This is a genomic window from Pseudomonas sp. LD120, from assembly GCF_009861525.1.
Taxonomy (GTDB): Bacteria; Pseudomonadota; Gammaproteobacteria; order Pseudomonadales; family Pseudomonadaceae; genus Aquipseudomonas.
Window position 1 is genome coordinate 1215337 of sequence record NZ_WVHL01000003.1, and the last position, 20084, is coordinate 1235420.

The window sequence follows — 20084 nt, forward strand, 5'->3', positions numbered from 1 at the left end:
AGGATATAAGCAGGCTTATCAGGAGGGCTCTCGTATGACCCCTATCGAAAGGCTCGTCGACTTTTTCGGCGGCCAAACCAAAACCGCTCTAGCACTCAATGTTTCTCAAGCCGCAGTTTCGTACTGGGTGGCCGGAATTCATCCAATGCGGGCTGAAAAGGCCTTCAAGGCAGAAGAGTTGACTGGTGGAAAAGTGACGGCTCGTGAGCTGTGCATGTGCCCGAAGAGCGCCCAGTCCGCCGCGTAAAAATCGTTGTCCGCCTATCCATGGGACAAATGATCGCCCCTGTACCAGCAGGGCGCCACGGAAACAGAACTGAGGTTTTACGAATGGAAGATTTTCTGCGGTCCTGCCAGAGCGCTGTGCTGGATAACGAGGCGAAGGCGCTGGCCGCCAAGATGGGGGTTCCACATGTGAGCCTGCTACAGCGGGCCAACCCAGACAACGATGCGCACCACCTGACGGTTGAGCATCTGTTCGGGATCTTGCTTCACACCGGTGATATGCGCCCCCTGGCGGCACTGGCCAGTGAGTTTGGCTTTGACCTAGTGGCTCGTACCGCGCCGAAGCCGCAGGCCCTGACCAAATCACTGATCAGCGTTGGCAAGGAAGTGGCTGAACTGACCATCGCGGTACATGAAGCCCTGGATGACAACCATGTCAGTGCTTTCGAGAAGTCCCAGATCCGCCAAGAGATCAACCATGTCCGCCGTAGCCTCGACGTGATGGATGCGTCGGTGAAGGCGGCGTAATGATGAAAATCACCCAGCGCCAGGTCGTGCAGGTTTCCATTGCAGGCCGGTGCAGTCCTGTGAGCACAGAGATCATCCCCTCAATTACCGGACTGACTCTACCTGAGTTCTGGCTGGAGCTGTGGGGAGAGAATGGTGGTCAACGCTCGAAAATGGGCTATGCCAAGTTCGAGTTAGCTACTACCAATGTCACTGAAGGACTTGCTGAAGGTACGTACCAATTAGCGCAACTGTTGCCGGCAGACGCCCAACCCCCTCATCCAATAACTTCAATGTCAGGTGTTTTATGGCCTCAGCAGAGAGTCCTTTCAGACGTTGAACAAGGCGGCTCTTCTCTTCTGGCGGCGTATCGCTCTCAAGGATTTTCCTTTCTAGAAGCTCGCGAAGGGTGTCCTCATGAATCTTGATCGTGACCACTCCAAGAGCCGCACCAAGGCCCCCGTCTTCTTCAAGGAAGTCCATTCCTCTTGCAGTGATCCGAGCCTGAGTAAGGGTTACAGATCCGTTACTCGAGCCGAGTTTCACGCCGCTTTCAATCAGGCCGTGCTCCTCCAGATACACAAGGTTGTTTATGCACTCGACCTGAGTGTACCCGTCCAGCTGGTACGCCGATTGGCTGCGGCGAGGATAGAAAACTCGCAGTTCTTCCAGAAGTGCGCGCTGCAGCTCCCTATTCAACTTCATGTAACCGGCCTCCGAGATCTTTTATGTGGAAGCAGAAAGCTATCACGGATGCGCCGGACACCCCATTCACCCGCGCCACCAAATCGCAGGCACAAAAAAACCGGGGCGCAATCCCGGCTCTTTTAACTGCATACAGCAAAATCATCTATGAGGTCGATTATGCAGAGCCAACCCAATTCGAGCAATACCCCTACCAATATCGCGCCACGTTTTCAGGATTCGCAAAACGTGGCGCGGACTATGTCGTCTCGCGAAATTGCCGATTTGGTCACCTCCCGCCACGACAAGGTCAAGCAATCCATCGAGCGCCTGGTAGATCGCGGTGTAATCGTCCAACCCCCAATGGGGGATGAACAATTCCGTGATTCTCTTGGTCGCCCTCGGACCGAGTGCGTCTATCACGTTAGCAAGCGCGACAGCTTCGTAGTCGTCGCTCAGCTCAGTCCTGAGTTCACTGCGGCACTCGTTGATCGCTGGCAGGAACTGGAGGGGCAGATCTCCCGGCCCCGCGAACTATCCCGCATGGATCTGATCCAGCTGGCCTTTGAAGCCGAGCAGGCCCGGCTTCAGTTGACCATCCAGGTCGAAGCCCAGGCCACCAAGATCCACTCCTTGGAAAACCTGTTCAAGGAAGGCATGACCCACACCCAATTCTGCAAGGGCCTCAACGGGGTCAACGTGATGCAGGTGGGCAAGTACCTGGAGAGCCGGAACTGGCTCTACAACGAGAGCAAGTCCGGCCTGCGCCTTCGCGTGGCTTCCTACGCTCGCGACAAGTACATGACCGAGCACCAGCACGAAGTCACTCCCCACGGGAAAGAGGCCTTCATTTCCTTCACGCCGGTCTTGCTCAAGAAGGGCGCAGTGCGCCTGTACGACCTGTATCTGGCTGGCGAGCTGCCTATGAAAAAGACCTGGGACGGCCTGTTTACTCACGACAAGGCTCTTCGAGGTGCTGCTTGAAGCCTGGTAGCCATCAATTCGGGTCGAAGGTGATGCTATGACCTTCCAAGAACTGCTCGATCGTCCTATCGCATTCCAGCGTGCTTTCGTGACTCTGGGTGTGGGCATCACAGGGGCCCTGATGCTGTCCCAAGCCATCTATTGGTCAAATCGTACCGATGACCAGGACGGCTGGTTCTACAAGACCATGGAGGAGTGGGAGGCCGAGACTGGCATGACGCGTTCGGAGCAGGAGAGTGCGCGCAAGAAGTTGGTCAAGGTCGGGGCGCTGCAGGAGATGAAAAAGGGCGTCCCGTGCCGTCTGTTTTACCGGGTCAACATCGAAGCCATTCGCGCAAACTTGTCTGCGGAAAACCCGCAATCCAGTTTGCAGGAATCCTGCAAACAAGGATGCAGCAAGCCTGCAAGCAAGCGTGCTAGAAAGCCGCAGGCTATTACAGAGACTACAGCAGAGATTACCCCAGAGATTACGGCAGATACTTTGCTGCCCAGCTCTGGCGAGCCGGCCGCATCCGGTGGGTTGGTGGTACTTGACCGCATCGAAGTGCCCCGAGTCGAAATTCCCGCCGACATGCCGGGCCCGAAAGACCAGGCCTGCAAAACCTTCAAGGCCTGGGCGAACTACGCCATGGCTTACCGCAAGCGCTACAGCACTTGGCCGGTGTGGAATGCCAAGGTCGGCGGCCAGCTCGGCCAGCTGGTCGACCGCCTCGGCGCCGATGTCGCCCACCACGTCGCGGCTCACTTCCTGAAGAACAGCGATGCCGGAGTCGTGCGCAAGTGCCACAGCCTCAACGAGCTGCTGGCCAATGCCGAGAGCTATCACACCCAGTGGGTCACCAATCGCCAGATGAGCGGGGCTACAGCCCGGCAGATCGAGCAGACCCAAACCAACTTCAGCGCTGCCGAGCAGGCCCTTGAAGCGCTCCGAGCCAAGAAGGCTGCAGCCCATGCTGAATGACGCACAGCAAGAACGATTGCTCCTGTCCCTGTTTGCCACTGCCGAGGTGATGGGGCAGCAGCTCACCCAGGCTGCAGCGCTGCTGATGGTCGAGGACCTGCGCGAATACACCGAGCCCGTGCTTACCGCGGCGCTTCGTAGCTGCCGTATCGAAGGTGGCAGGCTCACCGTTGCATCGATCCTGAAGCATGCCCAGTCGGCTGATGGTCGCCCAGGAAAGGATGAAGCATGGGCCATCGCCATGATCACTAACGACGAGTTCGAGACTGTGGTGCTGACCGACGAGATCCAGCTGGCTCTGGCCGCTGCAAAACCCATCTTGGATGGCGGCGACAAAATCGGCGCACGTATGGCGTTCATCGACGCCTACCAGCGGTTCGTGAGTCAGGCCCGCGAGGATGCGAAGCCAGTCAACTGGCACGTGTCTGTTGGCTTCGACGCGAACCGCCGCACTCAAGCGATCACCAAGGCTGTGCAGATGCAGCGCATTCCGCATGAACGCGGACAGCTTTACCTGGCCGACTTGAGCATCGCGCCGGTTACCGAAGACGGCCGGGCCGTCGCTGCGCTGCTCACCGGTGAGGTCGCACGGCCTTCGCCAAAGCTGCGCGAAAAGCTCGCCGCGGTGAAGGAGTCGATGCTGGCAATGCGCAGAGCTTCTGCCGAGAAAAAAGCAAAGCTACGAATTCAGGCGGCCAACGAGTTGGTGGGTCGCCGGGCGCTGCTGATTCAGCAGTCCGAACAGTTGGAAGTAGCGAGGTCGACTCAATGAATGAAGCCAGGCAACAACAAATGCTCGCCGGCCAGACTGCCTTGGCGCGCAAGGTGTTTCAGGTTGTCCCGATCCAGTCGCACTGGGCGGCGCTTGAAATCCACCGCGCCCTGCAAGCCTCGAGAGCCAGCAGCGCCCAGTTCCCGACGGTTCGCGCCTGCCTTAGCGAACTGAAAGAGCAGGGCCTAATCCGCGAGCCGGTTAATGGGCACTTCCAGCGTACCGCCACCACCCCAAAGCCAAGGAAAGAACAAGCCATGCCAAAGCAAGCAACTCAAGCCGTAGTTTCCATCAAAAAGCCTGAGTCTGGCGCCCTGGATGTCTTGGCCGGCCTTTCCGGTGAGGTTGTCGTTCTGGCTGATGAGTTCGGTAAGCGCATGAAGGCTTTGTCGACTCGAATCGAAGAGGTGGCGTTGTCCGTTGAGGCTGAGCGCGAGGCCAATGCCGAGGCGGTGAGCAAGCTGAAACAGTTGCAGGATCTGCTTAAGGGGATCTCGCAATGACCGACTATAGCGAACTGAATTTGCTGATTGATCGCGTTCTGAATGATCGTCGGTTCTGTTCTGACGAAAACCACCGGGTTCTTGCCCTAGGTTCCAAAGCCCTGATTGCCGAGAACGAGCTGGCCCGCATGCGCATTAAGGAGCTGGACCTGTTGTTTGGCCGGTACGTCGTCTCCATGCGTTCGGCGCTCATCGAGGAAGAGCACGGAAAGGGCCCGGCCGCCGCAATGGAGTGGATCTACAACTCTCTGACTGGTCCGGGCGAGCTGCCTCCAGAGGGTGAGACCGACAGCCAAGCCTACTTCGATCGGGCGATTGTCGCCGTGGATAGCGGAATGCAGGAGGTTATGGCGTTCCACGAAGGCCGGCGCGCCGCCATGAGAAAGGGAGAGCAGCCATGAGCTACTTTCTCGCAGGGTTGTTCTTTGCCGCCGTGCCAGCGCTGGCCGTTGGCCTGGTAACAGCGTTCTTTTCTGTGCCTTTGGGTATGGTTCTTGGGCTTGGCGTATTTGGTTTTGGGCTGGATCTTTGCTTCCGCGGTAGCGGCAGGGAGGGGCGGTTATGACCAAGACGGCCAAGCCTCGCCCAATGCCTGTGTACCTGGTGCTGCGCCGTCTGGTCGATCCTGCTACGGGCAAGGAGGTTGCAGCGTTTGTGCCGTCCTCCGACGCTGACCGGTCGATCCTTCGCGAGCGTGATTTCCGGATCAACACAAAGATCCGCGCCGACCTAAAGCAGCCGCGCAACCCACGGTTCAATGGCCTGGTCCACGGCCTGGGCCGGGTGCTGAGCCAGAACATCGACCGGTTCTCCGGCAAGCAGTCCCACGATGCAATCAAGGCCCTGCAGTTGGAGTCTGGCGTGTACTGCGACGAGGAGTTGTTCGACATCCCGGGCCTGGGTCAGCTCACCCGCAAGACGCCGCGCAGCCTTTCCTACGACTCGATGGGAGAGGAGGTGTTCCAAGACTTCTGGCGCCAGTGCTGCGCGTACCTGGTGCTGCACGACTGGCCGACGCTCACGGAAGAGCGCCTGACCGAAATGGCTGAGTTCGAAGCATTCAAGGAGGCCGCGTGAAGCGCACCCCACTACAGCGCAAAACCCCGCTTACATCCGGCGGGTCACGCCGCAAGCGCTGCCCATCTTGCCGGGTTATGTTCACGCCCGTACGCGCCTCCCAGGCTGTATGTGGGGAAATCGAGTGCGCCATCGCTCATGGCCAGTCAGAGAAGGGGCAGGCAAGCGCCCGGAAAGCCCTGGCTGATGTTGAGCGCCGGGAGATCAAGGTCCGCAAGGAGAGACTGAAGAGTAGGGCGGATCACCTGCGGGAAGCCCAGGCCGTGTTCAACGAATGGGTGCGACTGCGCGACGCCGATCTGCCCTGTGTGAGCTGCGGACGGCATCACGACGGCCAGTACCACGCCGGCCACTACCGCACCGTGGGCGCGAACCCAGAAATCCGCTTCGAGCCCTTGAACGTCTGGAAGCAGTGCGCCCCATGTAACACGCACCTATCCGGCAACTTGGTGAACTACCGGCTTTCGCTCCTGGAGAGAATCGGCGCCGAGAAGCTGGATTGGCTGGAAGGTCCGCATCCCGCATGCAAGCACACCATCGAAGAGATCAAAGCCATCAAGGCCTACTACCGCGAAAAGATCAAAGAACTGAAGAAGGGGATCGCAGCATGAAGCTGATCAACGCAAGGCAGGTATGGACAGAGGCTCAGCACGAATCGAACGCGTCGATCAGCGCTGTGGCAATTGAGCGGGCCGAGTCGGCACCGGTGAAGACTGGCGGCCGTATCGGCAAGCGCGAGGCACAGTTCCCGGCGCTGGGCAGTGACAAAGGGGAGGAGGCTGCGCGCTTCTCGGTTCCGGGGCAGCGGATCAGCATCAGCGAGACGCGCCGCATGCCGATTGGTCGATCCACAGCCCGCGCTGCGCACCTGGCCACGATCGGCAAAGTTTTGCGCGCCATCGACACGCTGCCGTTCCAGGTGCAGCAATTCGGGCACTATCTGTACCACCCGGCGATGAACATGAGGCACCTGCTGAATGCGGTGCTGTTGGTCACCGCAAAGGCTCAGTTGCCAGACCTGACCTCGGCCAAGCGTGTGAAGGCTCAATACTTGGTAACCCTGGCCCTGCAATCATACAAGGGTGAGGCTCACGGCGCGGCAGAGTGGAGACCCGCCCGGGTCGCCTCTGAGATGAAGGAGTTCTTCGGTGTCACCATCGATCCGAAGAACTGGACGCGTGACTGGCTGGAGTTGTGGGAATCCCTGAAAGAGGTGATCAAGGAAGTGGATATCCAGGCTCAACAACCGGTATGGCAGGTGATTCACGCGGAAAAAGATCAAGAGGCGGCATAATTATATTGACATGACGGGGTTTTGCGCGTACTTTTCCCATAGTGCACAAGTAACGCGAAACGCACACGAAACTCTGAACCCGGCCAAGCGCCGGGTTTTTTATTACTCCAATTTCACCTGTAGCCAGGTTGGCTCTCGGGATAGCCTGGACGTCGATAGCCGGATAGTGCGACGTACGGAATTAACACCGGCAGCCCGCGCACCCTTACCTCACCATTGCTGTCGGGGTGGCGCGAGACTGGGTCTGGCGAGATCGATGCAATGGGGCGTCGACGTCGGGAAGGTCCTTGGCAGACAGATCGGAGGCACTGTTCAGCAGATTTAGCGCGGCGCTGACATGCCTTACAAGCTTTCGAGCAAATCAACGACTTGAGAAGGCGTCGCTCTGACAGGAACTAGAGTTGGCAATTCGCATTTTTTCATCTTGAGCCTTGTAGTGGCCTAGCTCAGCTTCCATCGCACTGAACTCCTCCCGAATATCCTTCGAATAGCTGAGATACTTTGCTTTGTAGGTGTCATCGAGGCCATTTTTTTCAATGTAATTCTTTGCTGAGCTACCAGTTCTTACTGCCCATTCGCCTTTGCCGATATCTGACGCGGCTATGCCGCAGCGCATGAGCGATTTGAGGTGGTCTTCATGGCTCTCGCAGCCTGAAAGTAGGAAAAGAGCTCCAGCGAAAAAAGTGAGTTTTAGGCGGTTTCTCACGTGCATTCCTTTGTCTTATTGAGTGGGCTGGAATGATATCACCTTGGATTATTTAGTCATGGCTTAGGTCATCGTTGGTTTCTCGAGCCTTTAGCTGCCCACATTGAGCGTTCTTTCAATCATGCCCACGGAGTCGAGCGCATGGAGTTTCTGTACCGCCTGCTCGACAGGCTTGATACGTGGTTTACCGCGGGGTTGGTTGGTGCGTTCGCCGCGAGCTGGTGGCACCGCGACGACCTGGTAGATCGGAAGGCCTGGGCCGTCTTCATCTTCTCGGGTGCGGTGTGTGCCCATTACCTGACTGGACTGGTTAGCGCTTATCTGGGAGTGGTCGAGCCCCGCAGCGTTGCCGGTATCGGTTTTCTGCTCGGCACCTTCGGCGGCTCATTGATCGCTGCCATTACCCGGGCAATCAAAGCTGCTGACCTTTGGGCGTTCATTCGTTCGAAGTTCGGGGGAGGTGGCACATGATCCTGGAGCACGTTGCAACGTGGTCGGCTGGCCTGATCGCGTTGTGGGCGACCTGGTGCTGCTTGAGCGGGAAGGTCCGCGACGGCGTATTGGGGAAGTTGATCTACGCGACTATTGCGCTGAGCGGCTACGCGCTCCTGGTGCGCAACGACCGGTTGATCATGTCCCAGTCGGTGGCAGAGGCGACACTGTACGCCTCCCTGGCCCTGGCCGGAGTTCGGCACGTCTTCATGGTCACGTACTGGCAGCGGGTGAAAGTGTTGCTGTGTCGGGCGCTGAACTGCGAGCACTGCCTGCGCTGTGACGAGGAACCTAGATGCATCGATCGTCAAGCGAAGTAAGCCCGCGACACTTTTCGTAAAACTGAAATTGTGTCGCGGCGCGTTTACTGGCTCTGAGTGCTAAGCGTTGAGTTCTGCGGCTCGAGCAATTGCGTCGGGCTCGTGCTCGAAATGATCGCCTGTGTGCTTGCCTGTGGCTGTATCGATGATGTGGAAATGAATCGCTTCGTACGCCGGTCGGTAGTCTTCGTCTTTGACTACGAAGCCCTCTACGAGCTTGATCTCTTGCGGCGGTCTAACAACGTAACGGCCCATACGGATTTCCTTTCGTTGAGTTGAGGCCAAGAAATACCGACGTCAAGCCATCATTTCAAGCTAAAGGTGACCCGTGGATAGGCCATACCCTCCGGTATCTCTGCTTGAGCTGGCTGACCTATCCGACTTCGGCATCCGCCTGACACCAGCGCCTGAAGTGTGGGAGTGGCTCCAGGCCGAGATCCTTTCCGACACCGGCAGCATTCACAACGAAGACCATACCCACCTACTGGATGCAGACATCCGGGTCATGTGGGCATCGTCGAGCTTCGAGAAGCAGGGCCGCAGAGTCCTGGGTCAGGCTGAACAGGTGGTGTTCCGCGCCGGTGGATGGCAGAAGGCACGGATGGAGCAACAGATGCGTGATTGGTTTGGCGATGTGCCGGCCTTCATCATCACTCTGGCTGCTGACTACTGCGCCCAGTGTTACGACGCTGACTTCTGCGCCCTGATCGAACACGAGCTCTACCACATCGCCCAGGCGACCGATAAGTACGGTCAACCAGCCTTCACCCAGGAAGGCGCGCCCAAACTGAAGCTACGCGGCCATGACGTCGAAGAGTTTGTCGGTGTGGTCCGCCGCTATGGTGCGAGCCCTGACGTTCAGGCGCTGGTAGACGCTGCAAACAATCCTGCCGAGGTGGGGAAATTGAACATATCGAGGGCCTGCGGAACCTGTCTGCTCAAGTCGGCCTGATCCTTGACAGGACCTTGACGGAATAAACCCATATGGCAGCCCTGAAAGATGAGGTGAAGCGCTTCATTGTGCAGGCGTTGGCCTGCTTTGATACGCCCACGCAGGTAGTGCAAGCGGTCAAGGAAACCTTCGGGCTTGATGTAACCCGCCAGCAGTGCGAGTTGTACGACCCCACCAAGTATGCCGGACGTGATCTTGGAGTGAAGTGGCGGACGGTCTTTGAAGATACCCGCAAGCGCTTTCGAGAGGACACGGCTGATATTCCGATTGCCAACCGCGCGTTTCGCCTCCGTGGCTTGGCCCGGATGGCCGAGAAGGCCGAGAACATGCGCAACCTTGCCCTGACTGCCCAGCTTTACGAGCAGGCCGCCAGGGAGTGCGGGGATATGTACGTCAACCGGGCCCGCAAGGAAGAGCCGGACGACGAGCCGCAGAACCCGACCCGCATCCAGGTCGATGTGGTGGATGCGAGGAAACCGAATGCCGAGCCTTAACATTCCCCAGGCTCAGTTCCTCACGCTGCCCCACAAGTTCCGCGCCTTCGTTGCCGGCTTCGGGTCGGGGAAGACCTGGGTAGGCTGTTCGGCACTGAGCAAGCACTTCATGGAGTGGCCAGGCGTCAACGCTGGCTACTTCGCGCCAACCTATCCGCAGATCCGGGACATCTTCTATCCGACCATGGATGAAGTGGCCTACGACTGGGGGTTGAAGACCAAGATCAACCAGGCGAACCATGAGGTTCACATCTACAGCGGTCGGCAATGCCGCGGCACTGTGATCTGCCGGTCGATGGAGAAGCCCCAGACCATCGTCGGCTTCAAGATCGGCCACGCCCTGGTGGATGAACTGGACGTGCTGACGTCGATCAAGGCGCAGCAGGCCTGGCGCAAGATCATTGCCCGGATGCGCTACAACCTGCCGGGTCTGAAGAACGGGGTAGACGTCACTACGACGCCCGAGGGCTTCAAGTTCGTCTTCCAGCAATTCGTGAAGCAACTGCGTGACAAGCCGGCGCTCAAGGAAATGTATGGCCTGGTCCAGGCCAGCACCTTCGACAACGAGCTGAACCTGCCCGACGACTACATCCCGTCGCTGATGGAGTCATATCCCGAGCAACTGATCAGGGCTTACCTGAACGGCCAGTTCGTCAACCTGACGTCCGGATCGATCTACCACGCCTACGACCGGAAGCTGAACCAGTGCTTCGACACGGTCCAAGCAGGCGAGCCTCTGTTTATCGGGATGGACTTCAACGTCGGCAAGATGGCAGCGATTACCCACGTCAAGCGCGACCAGGGGCTGCCCAGGGCAGTCGATGAGCTAATCGATGGCTACGACACACCCGACATGATCCGCCGCATCAAGGAGCGCTACTGGCAGCACGACGGCAACGACTTCAAGAAGACGTGCGAGATCAGGATCTATCCGGACGCTTCGGGCGACTCGCGCAAGTCGGTCAACGCCAGCATGACGGACATCGCCATGCTCAAGCAGGCCGGCTTCTCGGTCATCGCGCCGGCGGCCAACCCGCCAGTAAAGGACCGGATCAACGCCATGAACGCCATGTTCTGCAATGCCCAGGGCGAGAGGCGTTACCTGGTGAACCCGTTTACCTGCCCAACCTACGCCGACGGCCTGGAGCAGCAGGTATGGGCGCCCAATGGCGAGCCCGACAAGTCACAAGGAAACGACCACGCCAACGATGGCGGCGGTTACTTCATCCACCGCGAGTACCCGATCATCAAACCGGTCACCGCTATCAAAATGGGATACGCCCGATGAGCAACGACGTCTCCTTCAAGCGGGCGGACTACATCGAGGCCCTGGGCCGATGGGCAACAGTGCGCGATGTGTGTGCCGGCCAGCACCGGGTTGTCGATCGGCTGCCGTACATCAACGCACACGACAAGTCGCCGGAGAACCAAGACCGGAACCGGGCCTACCGCGAGCGCGCAGTGTTCAAGAACGCCACCGGGCACACCCGAAACGGGTTGCTGGGCCTGGCGTTCCATAAAGACCCGACACTGGTGGTATCGAAGAAGCTGGAGTACCTGCAGGACAACGCCAACGGCTCCGGCGTGAGCATCTACCAGCACTCCCAGGGTACGCTTGAGAAGGTGCTGGAGGCTGGTCGGCATGGTCTCTATGTCGACTATCACCAGGACGACGGCATCGGTGGCCACTCGGTGATCCTGTCCTACTGCGCTGAAGACATCATCAACTGGCGCACCGGGATGGTGAATGGCCACAGTGTGTTGACCCTGGTGGTGCTGCGAGAGGCGCCGGAGGAGGAAGACGGCTTCGGCTTCAAGGTGATTGAGCAGTATCGAGAGCTGGCATTGGAGTCTGATGGCTTCGTCTGTCGGGTCTGGCGTCGATCAGGCCCGAAAGGCGGCGGTCCGCTGGCCATCGTTGAAGAGTTCAGGCCTGAAGGCGGAGCCGGGCGCCTCAAAGAGATCCCGTTCACTTTCGTCGGCGCGCAGAACAACGACCCGAGCATTGATGAGTCGCCGCTCTACGACATCGCCATGATCAATCTGGGCCACTACCGAAACAGTGCCGACTATGAAGACAGCGTCTTCTGGTGCGGCCAGGCCCAGCCGTGGATCTCCGGCTTGGATGAGCAGTGGCGCGACTGGATGGAGAAGAACGGAGTCTATGTCGGCTCCAGGGCGCCGATGATGCTGCCTGCTGGTGGTTCCTTCGGGTATGCGCAGCCCCTGCCCAACACGCTGGTGAAGGAGGCCATGGCCGACAAGAACCAGATGATGATCGAGCTGGGCGCTCGCATGGTCGTAGCCTCTCTGTCGTCAAAGACCGCAACCGAGGCTCGCGGCGATCAGTCTGCATCGACTTCAGTCCTCGCCGGGTGTGTGGCCAACGTCAGTGAGGCGTACACCAAGGCGCTCATGTGGTGCTGCTCCTACATGGGCATCACTGACAAGAAGGTTTCTTACCAGGTCAACCAAGAGTTCGTGGAGCTGACAGCAGACCCGCAGATGATCACCGCGCTCGTCGGGCTCTGGCAGAACGGCGGGTTCGCGAAGGCTGATCTGCGGGCGTACTTGCGCAAACTGGGGCTGATCGCTCCTGAGCGCACGGACCAGCAGATCGATGGCGAGCTGCAGGAACAGGGCGATGGCCTGGGCCTGGACGACGAGGACAAACCAAATGGCGGCAAACCAAGCAATCCTTGACGCCACGATCCGGCACGCTGTCTTCCTCGAAAAGCTGAAGGCGGGGGAGGTGGGCAAGTTCGCTCCCTTCCTCAAGGAGATTGATCGTTCGATCCGGGACCGGCTCACCCGGTCGGACCTGACCGAGTACAACGTCAAGCGCCTGGAAGCGCTGCTGAAGGAGGTCGATAGCCTGCTGCTGGGCATCTTCGACCGCTACAGCACTCAACTGAACCTCGACCTGGTGGACATCGCCAACTATGAGGCTGAGTTCGAAGCCGCCAGCCTTGCCCGGTCGGCGCCGGTTGGCGTATCGCTGGATGTGGCGGCGCCCACGGTTGCCGCTGTTCGCACGGCAGTCCTGACAAACCCGCTCAGCGTGCGCGGCACCGGTGGCGGGAAGCTGCTTAAGTCCTTCATCAAGGGCTGGACCACTGCCGAGCGCGAGCGCGTCACAGGCACGATCCGGCAGGGCTTCTTCGAGGGGCAGACGAACTTTCAGATCATCCGCAACATCCGCGGTACCAAGGCGGCCGGCTACAAGGACGGCATCCTGGCCACAACCAGCCGCAATGCCAGCACTGTAGTTCACACCGCAATTCAGCATGTGTCGTCCCAGGCGCGTATGGAGGTGGCCAAGGCCAACACGGACATCGTGTCCGAGGTTGAGATGGTCGCCACGCTGGACAGCAAGACCAGCCAGACCTGCCGATCGATGGATAAGCGACGGTTTCCGGTCGACTCCGGGCCCCGGCCACCGTTCCACCCGAACTGCCGGACGACCTTTGTGCTCATCACCAAGCTCAGTGCGGTTTTCGCCAAGGATGCTACCCGGGCCTCTGTCGGTGATGGCGGGCCCCAGCAGGTCAGCGCAAGCCTGGACTACTACCAGTGGCTTCAGCAGCAGCCAGCGGCGTTTCAGGACGTGGCAATCGGGCCTGTCCGGGGCAAATTGTTCCGGGAGGGCGGATTGACCGTGGAGCGGTTCGCAGAGCTGCAGCTTGATCGCAACTTTGCACCATTGACCTTGGCTCAAATGAAGGCGCTTGAACCGCTTGCGTTCGAACTTGCGGGGATCTGAGCTAGGATGCTCGCACTTATCAAGGAGCGATCATGGACCCAGCTATTCAGGTGAAAATTGAAGAGGCACTGAAGGGGTTGTTCTCCGCGGTATCCCTGCTCCAAGAGGCTTACCCGGGCAAGCCTTTCACTCCTGATGGCCGACTTGTTGGCGACATTGGTGAGGTTGTTGCCAGTCTGGCCTACGCCTTGACGCTGAATGAAGGTCTGACCAAACATCACGATGCAATTACTGATGATGGTCGGAATGTTCAGATCAAAACCACCTTCGGCACCAGTCTTACATTCCCTGTACATCACGTACCTGACTATTACCTCGGTATCCGCATGAATCGAGATGGCACATTCGAGGAGATCTACAACGGACCAGGCCATCTGATTCAGGCACAGCTGTCAGGACGAAAGCCCACGAAAACCGGGCTGCACTGTGGCCTGATGGGGATGCTCAAGCGCATCAACCAGTTAGTTCCAGACTCTGAGCGAATACCCAAACGTTAAACGCTGAACAAAGCCCGGCCATGAGCCGGGTTTTTTTATGCCTGCAAAGCGGGCAACACATACCCAAGGGGTGCATCAACGTGGCAGAAGAAAACGAAATCGACCTGGAAAACCCGGCAGTCAAGGCCGCTATCGCGACTGCTGTTGAGGCATCCGTTTCCGGGTTGAAAACCAAGAACTCCGAGCTGCTGGGCAAGCTGAAGGAAACCACCGGCAAGCTGACCCAGTTCGAAACCCAGTTCGAAGGCATCGATATCGACGCGGTCAAAGGACTGCTGAGTCGTGCCGGCCAGGATGAAGAAACCAAGTTGCTGACTGAAGGCAAGGTGGACGAAGTCTTCAATCGCCGCACCGAGCGTCTGCGTGGCGACTACGACAAGCAACTGAAGACTGTCACAGCGCGCGCTGAGAAGGCCGAGGCATTCGCCGCTAAGTTCCAGGGCAAGGTCCTGGGCGATTCGGTACGCGGCGCAGCGCTGAAGGCCGGCGCACTCCCTGAAGCAACCGACGACATCATCCTGCGCGCCAAAGGCGTGTTCACCCTGAACGAAGAGGGCGAAGCCGTTGCCGTTGATGAATCTGGCGAGATCGTTCTCGGCAAGGACGGCAAGACCCCTCTGACACCGCTCGAATGGGCGGAGTCTCTGCGCGAAAGCGCACCTCACCTGTGGCCAAGGGCTTCAGGTACACAAGCCCCGGGCGGGGGTAGCGGCCAGGCTGCATTCAAGCGCTCCGAAATGACCGCCGAGCAGAAGCGCGACTACCAGCGCAAGCACGGCCAAACCGCGTACCTCGCATTGCCCAAGTAAGGGGATTCATCCATGCCAACCACTGTTAACAGCGACCTGATCATCTACAACGATGAGGCGCAGACCGCATACCTGGAGCGTGTCCAGGACAACCTGGACGTGTTCAACGCATCCTCCAATGGTGCGATCGTCCTCGACAACGAGTTGATCGAGGGCGACTTCCGTAAGCGTGCCTTCTACAAGATCGGCGGCTCGCTGGAACACCGCGACGTCAACTCCACCGGCAAGGTGACCGCCAAGAAGATCGGTGCCGGCGAGGCGGTGGGCGTCAAGGCCCCGTGGAAGTACGGCCCCTACCAGACCACCGAAGAGGCGTTCAAGCGTCGCGGCCGTCCGGTGGACGAGTTCTCCCAGATCATCGGCGCCGACGTAGCGGATGCGACTCTGGAGGGCTTCATCCAGTACGCCACCGCTGCGCTGCGGGCCTCGATTGGCTCCAACGCCGGCATGGTGGTCACCGCCAACATCGAAACTGACGGCAAAAAGACCCTGACCCGCGGTATGCGCAAGTTCGGCGACAAGTTCGGCCGCATTGCCTTGTGGGTCATGCACTCCAGCGCCTACTTCGACATCGTCGACGAGGCCATCACCAACAAGATCTACGAAGAAGCCGGCGTTGTGATCTACGGCGGCCTGCCGGGCACCCTTGGCAAGCCGGTACTGGTAACCGACACCGCGCCGGCGGACGTGATCTTCGGCCTGCTGCCGAATGCTGTGGTCATCACCGAGTCCCAGGCCCCGGGTTTCCGTTCGTACCCTGTGAACGATGAAGAGAACCTGGGCATCGGCTACCGCGCCGAGGGCACCGTGAACATCGATGTTCTGGGCTACAGCTGGAAGGAGTCTGCTGGTGGCGCCAACCCAACCCTGGCCGCTGTAGGCTCGGCCGCCAACTGGGCCAAGCACGCGAACAGTAACAAGGTCACAGCCGGCGTGATGATCACGCTGACCCCTACGCCACCGGCCGGTGGTTGATACCTGCCCCTGGAAGCGGTCAGCAATGGCCGCTACGGAGATTTCCATGGAACTGATTTACACGAACCAGCTTGAAGGCTTCGATCCGGACAAGCGGTACCGCACTGCAAGCCTGTTTCGCGGCATCGAGCGCGATGCAACGGCGGTGGTGGTCGTTGGCGACTATCCGGACATTGTCGCTGCCTATGAGGCAGCAGGTGTTGATGTTTCGGTCGTAGAGGCCCCAGCCGTACCTGTCCCAAGTGCCAAGGTGCCTGAATCTGGTGAGCTGGCAGACGAAGTTGCAAAGCTGCGAGCTGAAAATGGCGCGGTCATTCTCCTGCTTGATGGTCTGGATGCTGGCGAAGTCCAGCAACCCGGGTCTGGCGAGCTGGCGACCCGTTTGTTTGCATCGCTGGGAACTATCCATGCCTCAGTCGGCGAACTGACCACTGAGCGCGATGGCTTGCTCCTGACTGTCGACGCACTGCGCGGCGAGGTCGAAGCTCTGAAGAAGGTCGCACCTGCGCCGCAAGCTGACGACACTGGCGAAATCGCGGCGCTGAAGGCCAAGCTCGACGCAGCGCAGGTGCAGTACCGTTCCAACGCCTCGAAAGAATCGCTTGAAAAGCTCGTTGCCGAGCTGCCCAAGGCCTGATACTGCTGGCTGCTGGTGACCTGGCAGCCAATCTTCACCAATTCCAGCGAGTTGACGCATGACACTCATCATCGAGGACGGCACCGGGAAGCCTGACGCCGAAAGCTACGCATCCGCCGAGGACCTGGCCATGTACGCCGTGAAGTTCGGCGTCGTCATCCCTGCTGAGGTGCCTGCCCAAGAAGCCTTGCTGCGCCGCGCGGCTCTGGCAATGGATGGCATGACCTGGAAGGGGCGCAAGACCAGCAGCGAGCAGGCTCTGGCTTGGCCGCGCCGGGAAGTTCTGCTGGATCAGGAGATCAAGCCAAATAACTACCTGCCGGCGCGGATTCAGTACGGCCAGATGGCCCTGGCCGCTGAGATTCATCAAGACGATATCGATCCGGTGGATCAGCGTCAGGGGGCAGTCATTCGGGAACGAGTAGAGGGTGCCGTCGATGTCGAGTATGCCCCGATCAGCAACAGCAGCGGCAGACTTCTGCCGGCTGCACCGGATCGACCGAGTCGAACCCAGTTCGCCGACTACCTGGCCAAGCGAGGCCTGTTTGCCGTGAGGGCATGATCATGAGCGCGTTCTATGACCGCACGGCTGAAACCGCGTTGCGGTTGATTACGCGCTTCGGCCAACCCGTAACCATCCGTGACATCAAGCCCGGCGAGTACGATCCTGATACCGACTCGGCCGGCCCTGATACCATCATCGAGCAAACTGCTCAGGGCATCCTGCTCGACTTCACAGGCCTGGAGTTCCAGAAAAACAGCCTCATTAAGCAGGGAGACAAGAAGCTCAAGGTCGCCGCTCAGGGGCTGGAGTGGGCGCCGGATCTGCTGAACAAGGTGGTCATTCAGGGCCGGACCTGGTCCATCATCCCGCCGCTGAAAGAGATTAACCCAGCCGGTACGCCGATTCTGTACGAACTGCAGGTGCGGTCATGAACCGGTACGCGGGCAGGAACGGCAGCTTCGCCGAGAACATCCGCCAGTTCGCCGAGCAGGCCCAAGGCGGTATTGACGCCACCTTTCGCGAGATCGTGATCGAGATCGGCAGCAGCGTGATTCGCATGTCTCCGGTGGGTAATCCGGAGATCTGGGCCGCCAACGTGGCGCACCGTGCGGCCAATACGCGAGCGGCCGACGACTACGACTTCAAGGTCTCGGTGCGCAACACGCTGATCAACCTGGACGAAAGCAACTTCACCAAGGCCGGCAAGCTGCGCCGCGGCGTGAAGTACGCGAAGCCCCTGACCAAGACCGAGCGCGACCAGAACTTCAGCGTGAACGGCCTGGTGGCCGGCAAGGACTATGTCGGCGGTCGCTTCCGGGGGAACTGGCAGTTCTCAATCGATACACCCGCCGACGGCACGCTGGATCAGGTCGATCCTTCTGGAGGTGTGACCCTGGCCAAGCTGCGGCTGCAGGTCGGGCAGCTGACCGCCGGCCAGACAGCCTACATCGTGAACAACCTGCCTTATGCGGTACCGCTCGAGTACGGGCATTCCAAGCAGACCCCTGGCGGCATGGTTCGAATCACGCTCGCCAGGTTCCAGCAGATCGTCGACGAAGCCATCAGGAACAACCAGGTATGAGCCATAACGTGATCGCGACGATCTACCAGGCCCGGGTTATCGCCTGGACGAAAGCCAGGGTTCCGCCGTTGAAGGTGGTGGTTGAGAACGAGGCCTACACGCCAAAGGACGGAGAAACCTACCTCCGTGCCTACACGCTGCCGGCGGACACTGCGAGCAACACCCTGGGTGGCGATCACCGGTTGTACACCGGCGTCTTCCAGGTCAGCGTGGTGGTACCGTCGGGCAAGTACCGCGGTCCGGCCGTAGACCTGGCTGATGAGATCAGCGCGCTGTTTCCGCTGTATGAACGGAACGAGAAGGCCGGCCTGACGGTGATCACCATGACGCCACCAGACCAGGGCCCAGGCATTCAGGGAGATACCACCTACACCGTGCCCGTGTCCTTCCAGTACCGCGCTGACACCAACTAATTCAGCCCATCGGGCGACCCCACAGACCCGCCATCGAGCGGGTTTTGTCATTTCTGAAAAGAGGAAAAACCCATGGCCGGCATTCAAATGCCCAACGGTGCAACCTTTGAAATTGCTTCCGCCTATGGCGCAGCAATCCCATTTACCTCACTGAGCAATGCGAACCCGGCAGTGGCTACCGCTGCAGCGCATGGCCTGGCCGAAGAAGACATCATTGCCGTTAACTCAGGCTGGACCCGTCTCGACGGTCGAGCCGTACGAGTTGCCGAGATTGCCAGCGGCACCTTCACACTGGGCGGTGTGAACACTGTCAACGTTCAGCAATATCCAGCGGGCTCGGGTGTCGGTTCGGCACGTGAAGTGAGCTCGTTTACCGAGATCTCCCAGATCACGGAACTGAACTCCACTGGGGGCGATCAGCAGTTCCTGACTTACGGCTTCCTGGCTGACGATGATGATCGGCAGATGCCGACCACCAAGAACCCGATCACGCTTTCCATCACGGTCGCCGACGATCCTTCAAAGCCCTATGTCGACGTTTGCGAGGCTGCAGACGATGATAAGCAGCCGCGTGTACTGCGCCTGAACCTGCCGGGCGGTAGCAGCATCATCTACAACGGTTATGTCTCCATCACTTCGACCCCGACCATGTCGCGCAACAACCTGATGACGCGCGTTATCAGCGTGGCGTTGACCGGTCGGCCAACTCGCTACGCCGCGACGGTGTAACCCATGGCCAAGTTCAAAATTGCGCAAAACCCCACCTTCAAAGCCGAAGTTGATATTCCGCGCGTTGGCGGCACCACAATCAAGGTTCCGTTCGAGTTCAAGTACCGCGACCGCAAGGAGCTAGCAAGACTGTTCGCGGGCTGGCAGGAAAGTGCGAAGCAAGACCAGGAGTACTTCAAGGCCAAGGGTGATGAACTCACTTTGATCGAAATCACCGACTCGCACGTCGAGCGGCAGATCGAGCAGGTGACCCAGTTAGTCACTGGCTGGGGCTTCGAGGACAAATTGAGCCCTGAGTCGATCCGCGCCCTGGTAGAAACCTCGGCCGGTGCCGGTGATGCAATTGTCGATGCATACCAGAAGGCCTTCTCGGCAGCCAGATTGGGAAACTGAGGAAGGTCGCCCGCCTGATGTACGAGCCGAGGCCGTCTGATACGGACCTGGCGGCGTTCGGCTTGTCCATCTCCGACATTCCCGAGGAAGAGTGTGAAGTGCTGGCTGAGAACTGGCCGGCCTTCGTGCTCTTCAATGCCATGTCCACCCAGTGGCGCACAGGCATAGGCGGGGCCACCGGCCTTGACTACACCGCTCTTCGAGACGTCTCCGACTTCGTCGGCACAACCAGAAAACAACTCAGAGAGATATTCCCAGACCTTCAGGCAATGGAGGTCGAGGCCCTGCTCGTCATGAGCGAATCGAAGTAA

General features: G+C 59.2%; 32 protein-coding genes. 29 read left to right on the plus strand and 3 right to left on the minus strand.

Annotated elements, in window-relative coordinates; genetic code table 11:
• The first annotated feature begins 34 nt into the window (after positions 1-34).
• Positions 35-247, plus strand: a complete 213-nt coding sequence (locus tag PLD_RS11690) for a Cro/CI family transcriptional regulator (RefSeq protein WP_159892738.1) — start codon at positions 35-37, stop codon at positions 245-247.
• Between the two features lie 83 nt (positions 248-330).
• Positions 331-753 (plus strand): phage regulatory CII family protein, encoded by a 423-nt coding sequence (locus PLD_RS11695; RefSeq protein WP_159892740.1) that lies wholly within the window; start codon positions 331-333, stop codon positions 751-753.
• 189 nt (positions 754-942) lie between these two features.
• Here PLD_RS11695 and PLD_RS11700 read toward each other — a convergent pair whose 3' ends face one another.
• Positions 943-1437 carry a hypothetical protein gene (locus PLD_RS11700; RefSeq protein WP_159892742.1) on the minus strand — a complete coding sequence of 165 codons (495 nt, stop codon included), beginning with the start codon at positions 1435-1437 and terminating at the stop codon, positions 943-945.
• 240 nt (positions 1438-1677) lie between these two features.
• Between PLD_RS11700 and PLD_RS11705 the strand changes: the two genes are divergently transcribed.
• From PLD_RS11705 to PLD_RS11745, 9 genes are read left to right on the plus strand one after another with little or no spacing between them, the layout of a single operon-like run.
• Positions 1678-2400 (plus strand): Rha family transcriptional regulator, encoded by a 723-nt coding sequence (locus tag PLD_RS11705; protein WP_159892744.1) that lies wholly within the window; start codon positions 1678-1680, stop codon positions 2398-2400.
• A gap of 37 nt (positions 2401-2437) precedes the next feature.
• Complete coding sequence (locus PLD_RS30680) at positions 2438-3361, plus strand: hypothetical protein (RefSeq protein ID WP_159892746.1); 924 nt, start codon at positions 2438-2440, stop codon at positions 3359-3361.
• Positions 3351-4133 carry a hypothetical protein gene (locus PLD_RS11715; protein WP_159892748.1) on the plus strand — a complete coding sequence of 261 codons (783 nt, stop codon included), beginning with the start codon at positions 3351-3353 and terminating at the stop codon, positions 4131-4133. The genes PLD_RS30680 and PLD_RS11715 overlap by 11 nt, the downstream gene beginning before the upstream one ends.
• A complete protein-coding gene (locus PLD_RS11720; RefSeq protein ID WP_159892750.1) occupies positions 4130-4636 on the plus strand; it encodes a hypothetical protein in 507 nt (168 codons plus the stop codon). The genes PLD_RS11715 and PLD_RS11720 overlap by 4 nt, the downstream gene beginning before the upstream one ends.
• Entirely contained in the window at positions 4633-5037 is a 405-nt protein-coding gene (locus tag PLD_RS11725) for a hypothetical protein (RefSeq protein WP_159892752.1), read from the plus strand. The genes PLD_RS11720 and PLD_RS11725 overlap by 4 nt, the downstream gene beginning before the upstream one ends.
• A complete protein-coding gene (locus tag PLD_RS11730) occupies positions 5034-5201 on the plus strand; it encodes a hypothetical protein (protein WP_159892754.1) in 168 nt (55 codons plus the stop codon). The genes PLD_RS11725 and PLD_RS11730 overlap by 4 nt, the downstream gene beginning before the upstream one ends.
• Positions 5198-5713, plus strand: a complete 516-nt coding sequence (locus PLD_RS11735; RefSeq protein WP_159892756.1) for a hypothetical protein — start codon at positions 5198-5200, stop codon at positions 5711-5713. The genes PLD_RS11730 and PLD_RS11735 overlap by 4 nt, the downstream gene beginning before the upstream one ends.
• Entirely contained in the window at positions 5710-6324 is a 615-nt protein-coding gene (locus PLD_RS11740) for a recombination protein NinG (RefSeq protein ID WP_159892758.1), read from the plus strand. Before PLD_RS11735 ends, PLD_RS11740 begins: the two co-directional genes overlap by 4 nt.
• Complete coding sequence (locus PLD_RS11745; RefSeq protein WP_159892760.1) at positions 6321-7007, plus strand: hypothetical protein; 687 nt, start codon at positions 6321-6323, stop codon at positions 7005-7007. Before PLD_RS11740 ends, PLD_RS11745 begins: the two co-directional genes overlap by 4 nt.
• A gap of 361 nt (positions 7008-7368) precedes the next feature.
• Here the strand turns inward: PLD_RS11745 and PLD_RS11750 are convergent, their stop codons facing one another.
• On the minus strand, positions 7369-7713 hold the full coding sequence (locus PLD_RS11750) for a hypothetical protein (protein ID WP_159892761.1): 345 nt from the start codon (positions 7711-7713) through the stop codon (positions 7369-7371).
• 141 nt (positions 7714-7854) lie between these two features.
• Here PLD_RS11750 and PLD_RS11755 point away from each other — a divergent pair, with 141 nt between their 5' ends.
• Positions 7855-8184: a hypothetical protein gene (locus tag PLD_RS11755; RefSeq protein ID WP_022639557.1), complete on the plus strand. Its 330-nt coding sequence runs from the start codon at positions 7855-7857 to the stop codon at positions 8182-8184.
• A complete protein-coding gene (locus PLD_RS11760) occupies positions 8181-8525 on the plus strand; it encodes a hypothetical protein (protein WP_159892763.1) in 345 nt (114 codons plus the stop codon). Before PLD_RS11755 ends, PLD_RS11760 begins: the two co-directional genes overlap by 4 nt.
• A 60-nt stretch (positions 8526-8585) precedes the next feature.
• Here PLD_RS11760 and PLD_RS11765 read toward each other — a convergent pair whose 3' ends face one another.
• On the minus strand, positions 8586-8780 hold the full coding sequence (locus PLD_RS11765; protein ID WP_159892765.1) for a hypothetical protein: 195 nt from the start codon (positions 8778-8780) through the stop codon (positions 8586-8588).
• Between the two features lie 73 nt (positions 8781-8853).
• Between PLD_RS11765 and PLD_RS11770 the strand changes: the two genes are divergently transcribed.
• From PLD_RS11770 to PLD_RS11845, 16 genes are all read left to right on the plus strand, one after another.
• On the plus strand, positions 8854-9477 hold the full coding sequence (locus tag PLD_RS11770; protein WP_159892767.1) for a putative metallopeptidase: 624 nt from the start codon (positions 8854-8856) through the stop codon (positions 9475-9477).
• 32 nt (positions 9478-9509) lie between these two features.
• Positions 9510-9971, plus strand: coding sequence for a DUF2280 domain-containing protein (locus tag PLD_RS11775; RefSeq protein ID WP_159892769.1), 462 nt, complete (start codon positions 9510-9512; stop codon positions 9969-9971).
• Positions 9958-11259, plus strand: coding sequence for a terminase large subunit domain-containing protein (locus PLD_RS11780; RefSeq protein ID WP_159892771.1), 1302 nt, complete (start codon positions 9958-9960; stop codon positions 11257-11259). The genes PLD_RS11775 and PLD_RS11780 overlap by 14 nt, the downstream gene beginning before the upstream one ends.
• Entirely contained in the window at positions 11256-12674 is a 1419-nt protein-coding gene (locus PLD_RS11785) for a DUF4055 domain-containing protein (RefSeq protein ID WP_159892773.1), read from the plus strand. The genes PLD_RS11780 and PLD_RS11785 overlap by 4 nt, the downstream gene beginning before the upstream one ends.
• Entirely contained in the window at positions 12649-13734 is a 1086-nt protein-coding gene (locus PLD_RS11790) for a minor capsid protein (protein ID WP_159892775.1), read from the plus strand. The genes PLD_RS11785 and PLD_RS11790 overlap by 26 nt, the downstream gene beginning before the upstream one ends.
• Positions 13735-13766: 32 nt before the next feature.
• Entirely contained in the window at positions 13767-14231 is a 465-nt protein-coding gene (locus tag PLD_RS11795) for a hypothetical protein (RefSeq protein ID WP_159892777.1), read from the plus strand.
• Between the two features lie 80 nt (positions 14232-14311).
• Positions 14312-15040, plus strand: a complete 729-nt coding sequence (locus PLD_RS11800; RefSeq protein ID WP_159892779.1) for a hypothetical protein — start codon at positions 14312-14314, stop codon at positions 15038-15040.
• A 12-nt stretch (positions 15041-15052) separates the two neighbouring features.
• Positions 15053-16015 carry a major capsid protein gene (locus tag PLD_RS11805; RefSeq protein WP_159892781.1) on the plus strand — a complete coding sequence of 321 codons (963 nt, stop codon included), beginning with the start codon at positions 15053-15055 and terminating at the stop codon, positions 16013-16015.
• Positions 16016-16061: 46 nt separating this feature from the next.
• Positions 16062-16652 (plus strand): hypothetical protein, encoded by a 591-nt coding sequence (locus PLD_RS11810; RefSeq protein ID WP_159892783.1) that lies wholly within the window; start codon positions 16062-16064, stop codon positions 16650-16652.
• Positions 16653-16710: 58 nt separating this feature from the next.
• Positions 16711-17214: a DnaT-like ssDNA-binding protein gene (locus PLD_RS11815; protein WP_123394320.1), complete on the plus strand. Its 504-nt coding sequence runs from the start codon at positions 16711-16713 to the stop codon at positions 17212-17214.
• Between the two features lie 2 nt (positions 17215-17216).
• The gene (locus PLD_RS11820) at positions 17217-17588 is read left to right on the plus strand and encodes a hypothetical protein (RefSeq protein WP_159892785.1); all 372 of its coding nucleotides are present in this window, start codon (positions 17217-17219) and stop codon (positions 17586-17588) included.
• A complete protein-coding gene (locus PLD_RS11825) occupies positions 17585-18238 on the plus strand; it encodes a hypothetical protein (protein WP_159892787.1) in 654 nt (217 codons plus the stop codon). Before PLD_RS11820 ends, PLD_RS11825 begins: the two co-directional genes overlap by 4 nt.
• Positions 18235-18651 carry a phage tail terminator-like protein gene (locus tag PLD_RS11830; RefSeq protein ID WP_159892789.1) on the plus strand — a complete coding sequence of 139 codons (417 nt, stop codon included), beginning with the start codon at positions 18235-18237 and terminating at the stop codon, positions 18649-18651. The genes PLD_RS11825 and PLD_RS11830 overlap by 4 nt, the downstream gene beginning before the upstream one ends.
• Positions 18652-18723: 72 nt before the next feature.
• Positions 18724-19380, plus strand: coding sequence for a phage tail protein (locus tag PLD_RS11835; RefSeq protein ID WP_159892791.1), 657 nt, complete (start codon positions 18724-18726; stop codon positions 19378-19380).
• Between the two features lie 3 nt (positions 19381-19383).
• Positions 19384-19773, plus strand: a complete 390-nt coding sequence (locus PLD_RS11840; RefSeq protein ID WP_159892793.1) for a phage tail assembly chaperone — start codon at positions 19384-19386, stop codon at positions 19771-19773.
• 17 nt (positions 19774-19790) lie between these two features.
• On the plus strand, positions 19791-20084 hold the full coding sequence (locus PLD_RS11845) for a DUF1799 domain-containing protein (protein WP_159892795.1): 294 nt from the start codon (positions 19791-19793) through the stop codon (positions 20082-20084).

Coding starts and splice junctions, on each gene's coding strand:
- PLD_RS11785 (WP_159892773.1), top strand. CDS start 11,256: ATGAGCAACGACGTCTCCTTCAAGCGGGCGGACTACATCGAGGCCCTG.
- PLD_RS30680 (WP_159892746.1), top strand. CDS start 2,438: ATGACCTTCCAAGAACTGCTCGATCGTCCTATCGCATTCCAGCGTGCT.
- PLD_RS11755 (WP_022639557.1), top strand. CDS start 7,855: ATGGAGTTTCTGTACCGCCTGCTCGACAGGCTTGATACGTGGTTTACC.
- PLD_RS11715 (WP_159892748.1), top strand. CDS start 3,351: ATGCTGAATGACGCACAGCAAGAACGATTGCTCCTGTCCCTGTTTGCC.
- PLD_RS11795 (WP_159892777.1), top strand. CDS start 13,767: ATGGACCCAGCTATTCAGGTGAAAATTGAAGAGGCACTGAAGGGGTTG.
- PLD_RS11720 (WP_159892750.1), top strand. CDS start 4,130: ATGAATGAAGCCAGGCAACAACAAATGCTCGCCGGCCAGACTGCCTTG.
- PLD_RS11765 (WP_159892765.1), bottom strand. CDS start 8,780: ATGGGCCGTTACGTTGTTAGACCGCCGCAAGAGATCAAGCTCGTAGAG.
- PLD_RS11735 (WP_159892756.1), top strand. CDS start 5,198: ATGACCAAGACGGCCAAGCCTCGCCCAATGCCTGTGTACCTGGTGCTG.
- PLD_RS11825 (WP_159892787.1), top strand. CDS start 17,585: ATGAACCGGTACGCGGGCAGGAACGGCAGCTTCGCCGAGAACATCCGC.
- PLD_RS11830 (WP_159892789.1), top strand. CDS start 18,235: ATGAGCCATAACGTGATCGCGACGATCTACCAGGCCCGGGTTATCGCC.
- PLD_RS11705 (WP_159892744.1), top strand. CDS start 1,678: ATGTCGTCTCGCGAAATTGCCGATTTGGTCACCTCCCGCCACGACAAG.
- PLD_RS11780 (WP_159892771.1), top strand. CDS start 9,958: ATGCCGAGCCTTAACATTCCCCAGGCTCAGTTCCTCACGCTGCCCCAC.
- PLD_RS11845 (WP_159892795.1), top strand. CDS start 19,791: ATGTACGAGCCGAGGCCGTCTGATACGGACCTGGCGGCGTTCGGCTTG.
- PLD_RS11760 (WP_159892763.1), top strand. CDS start 8,181: ATGATCCTGGAGCACGTTGCAACGTGGTCGGCTGGCCTGATCGCGTTG.
- PLD_RS11730 (WP_159892754.1), top strand. CDS start 5,034: ATGAGCTACTTTCTCGCAGGGTTGTTCTTTGCCGCCGTGCCAGCGCTG.
- PLD_RS11810 (WP_159892783.1), top strand. CDS start 16,062: ATGGAACTGATTTACACGAACCAGCTTGAAGGCTTCGATCCGGACAAG.
- PLD_RS11815 (WP_123394320.1), top strand. CDS start 16,711: ATGACACTCATCATCGAGGACGGCACCGGGAAGCCTGACGCCGAAAGC.
- PLD_RS11805 (WP_159892781.1), top strand. CDS start 15,053: ATGCCAACCACTGTTAACAGCGACCTGATCATCTACAACGATGAGGCG.
- PLD_RS11775 (WP_159892769.1), top strand. CDS start 9,510: ATGGCAGCCCTGAAAGATGAGGTGAAGCGCTTCATTGTGCAGGCGTTG.
- PLD_RS11745 (WP_159892760.1), top strand. CDS start 6,321: ATGAAGCTGATCAACGCAAGGCAGGTATGGACAGAGGCTCAGCACGAA.
- PLD_RS11820 (WP_159892785.1), top strand. CDS start 17,217: ATGAGCGCGTTCTATGACCGCACGGCTGAAACCGCGTTGCGGTTGATT.
- PLD_RS11695 (WP_159892740.1), top strand. CDS start 331: ATGGAAGATTTTCTGCGGTCCTGCCAGAGCGCTGTGCTGGATAACGAG.
- PLD_RS11835 (WP_159892791.1), top strand. CDS start 18,724: ATGGCCGGCATTCAAATGCCCAACGGTGCAACCTTTGAAATTGCTTCC.
- PLD_RS11725 (WP_159892752.1), top strand. CDS start 4,633: ATGACCGACTATAGCGAACTGAATTTGCTGATTGATCGCGTTCTGAAT.
- PLD_RS11690 (WP_159892738.1), top strand. CDS start 35: ATGACCCCTATCGAAAGGCTCGTCGACTTTTTCGGCGGCCAAACCAAA.
- PLD_RS11840 (WP_159892793.1), top strand. CDS start 19,384: ATGGCCAAGTTCAAAATTGCGCAAAACCCCACCTTCAAAGCCGAAGTT.
- PLD_RS11700 (WP_159892742.1), bottom strand. CDS start 1,437: ATGAAGTTGAATAGGGAGCTGCAGCGCGCACTTCTGGAAGAACTGCGA.
- PLD_RS11790 (WP_159892775.1), top strand. CDS start 12,649: ATGGCGGCAAACCAAGCAATCCTTGACGCCACGATCCGGCACGCTGTC.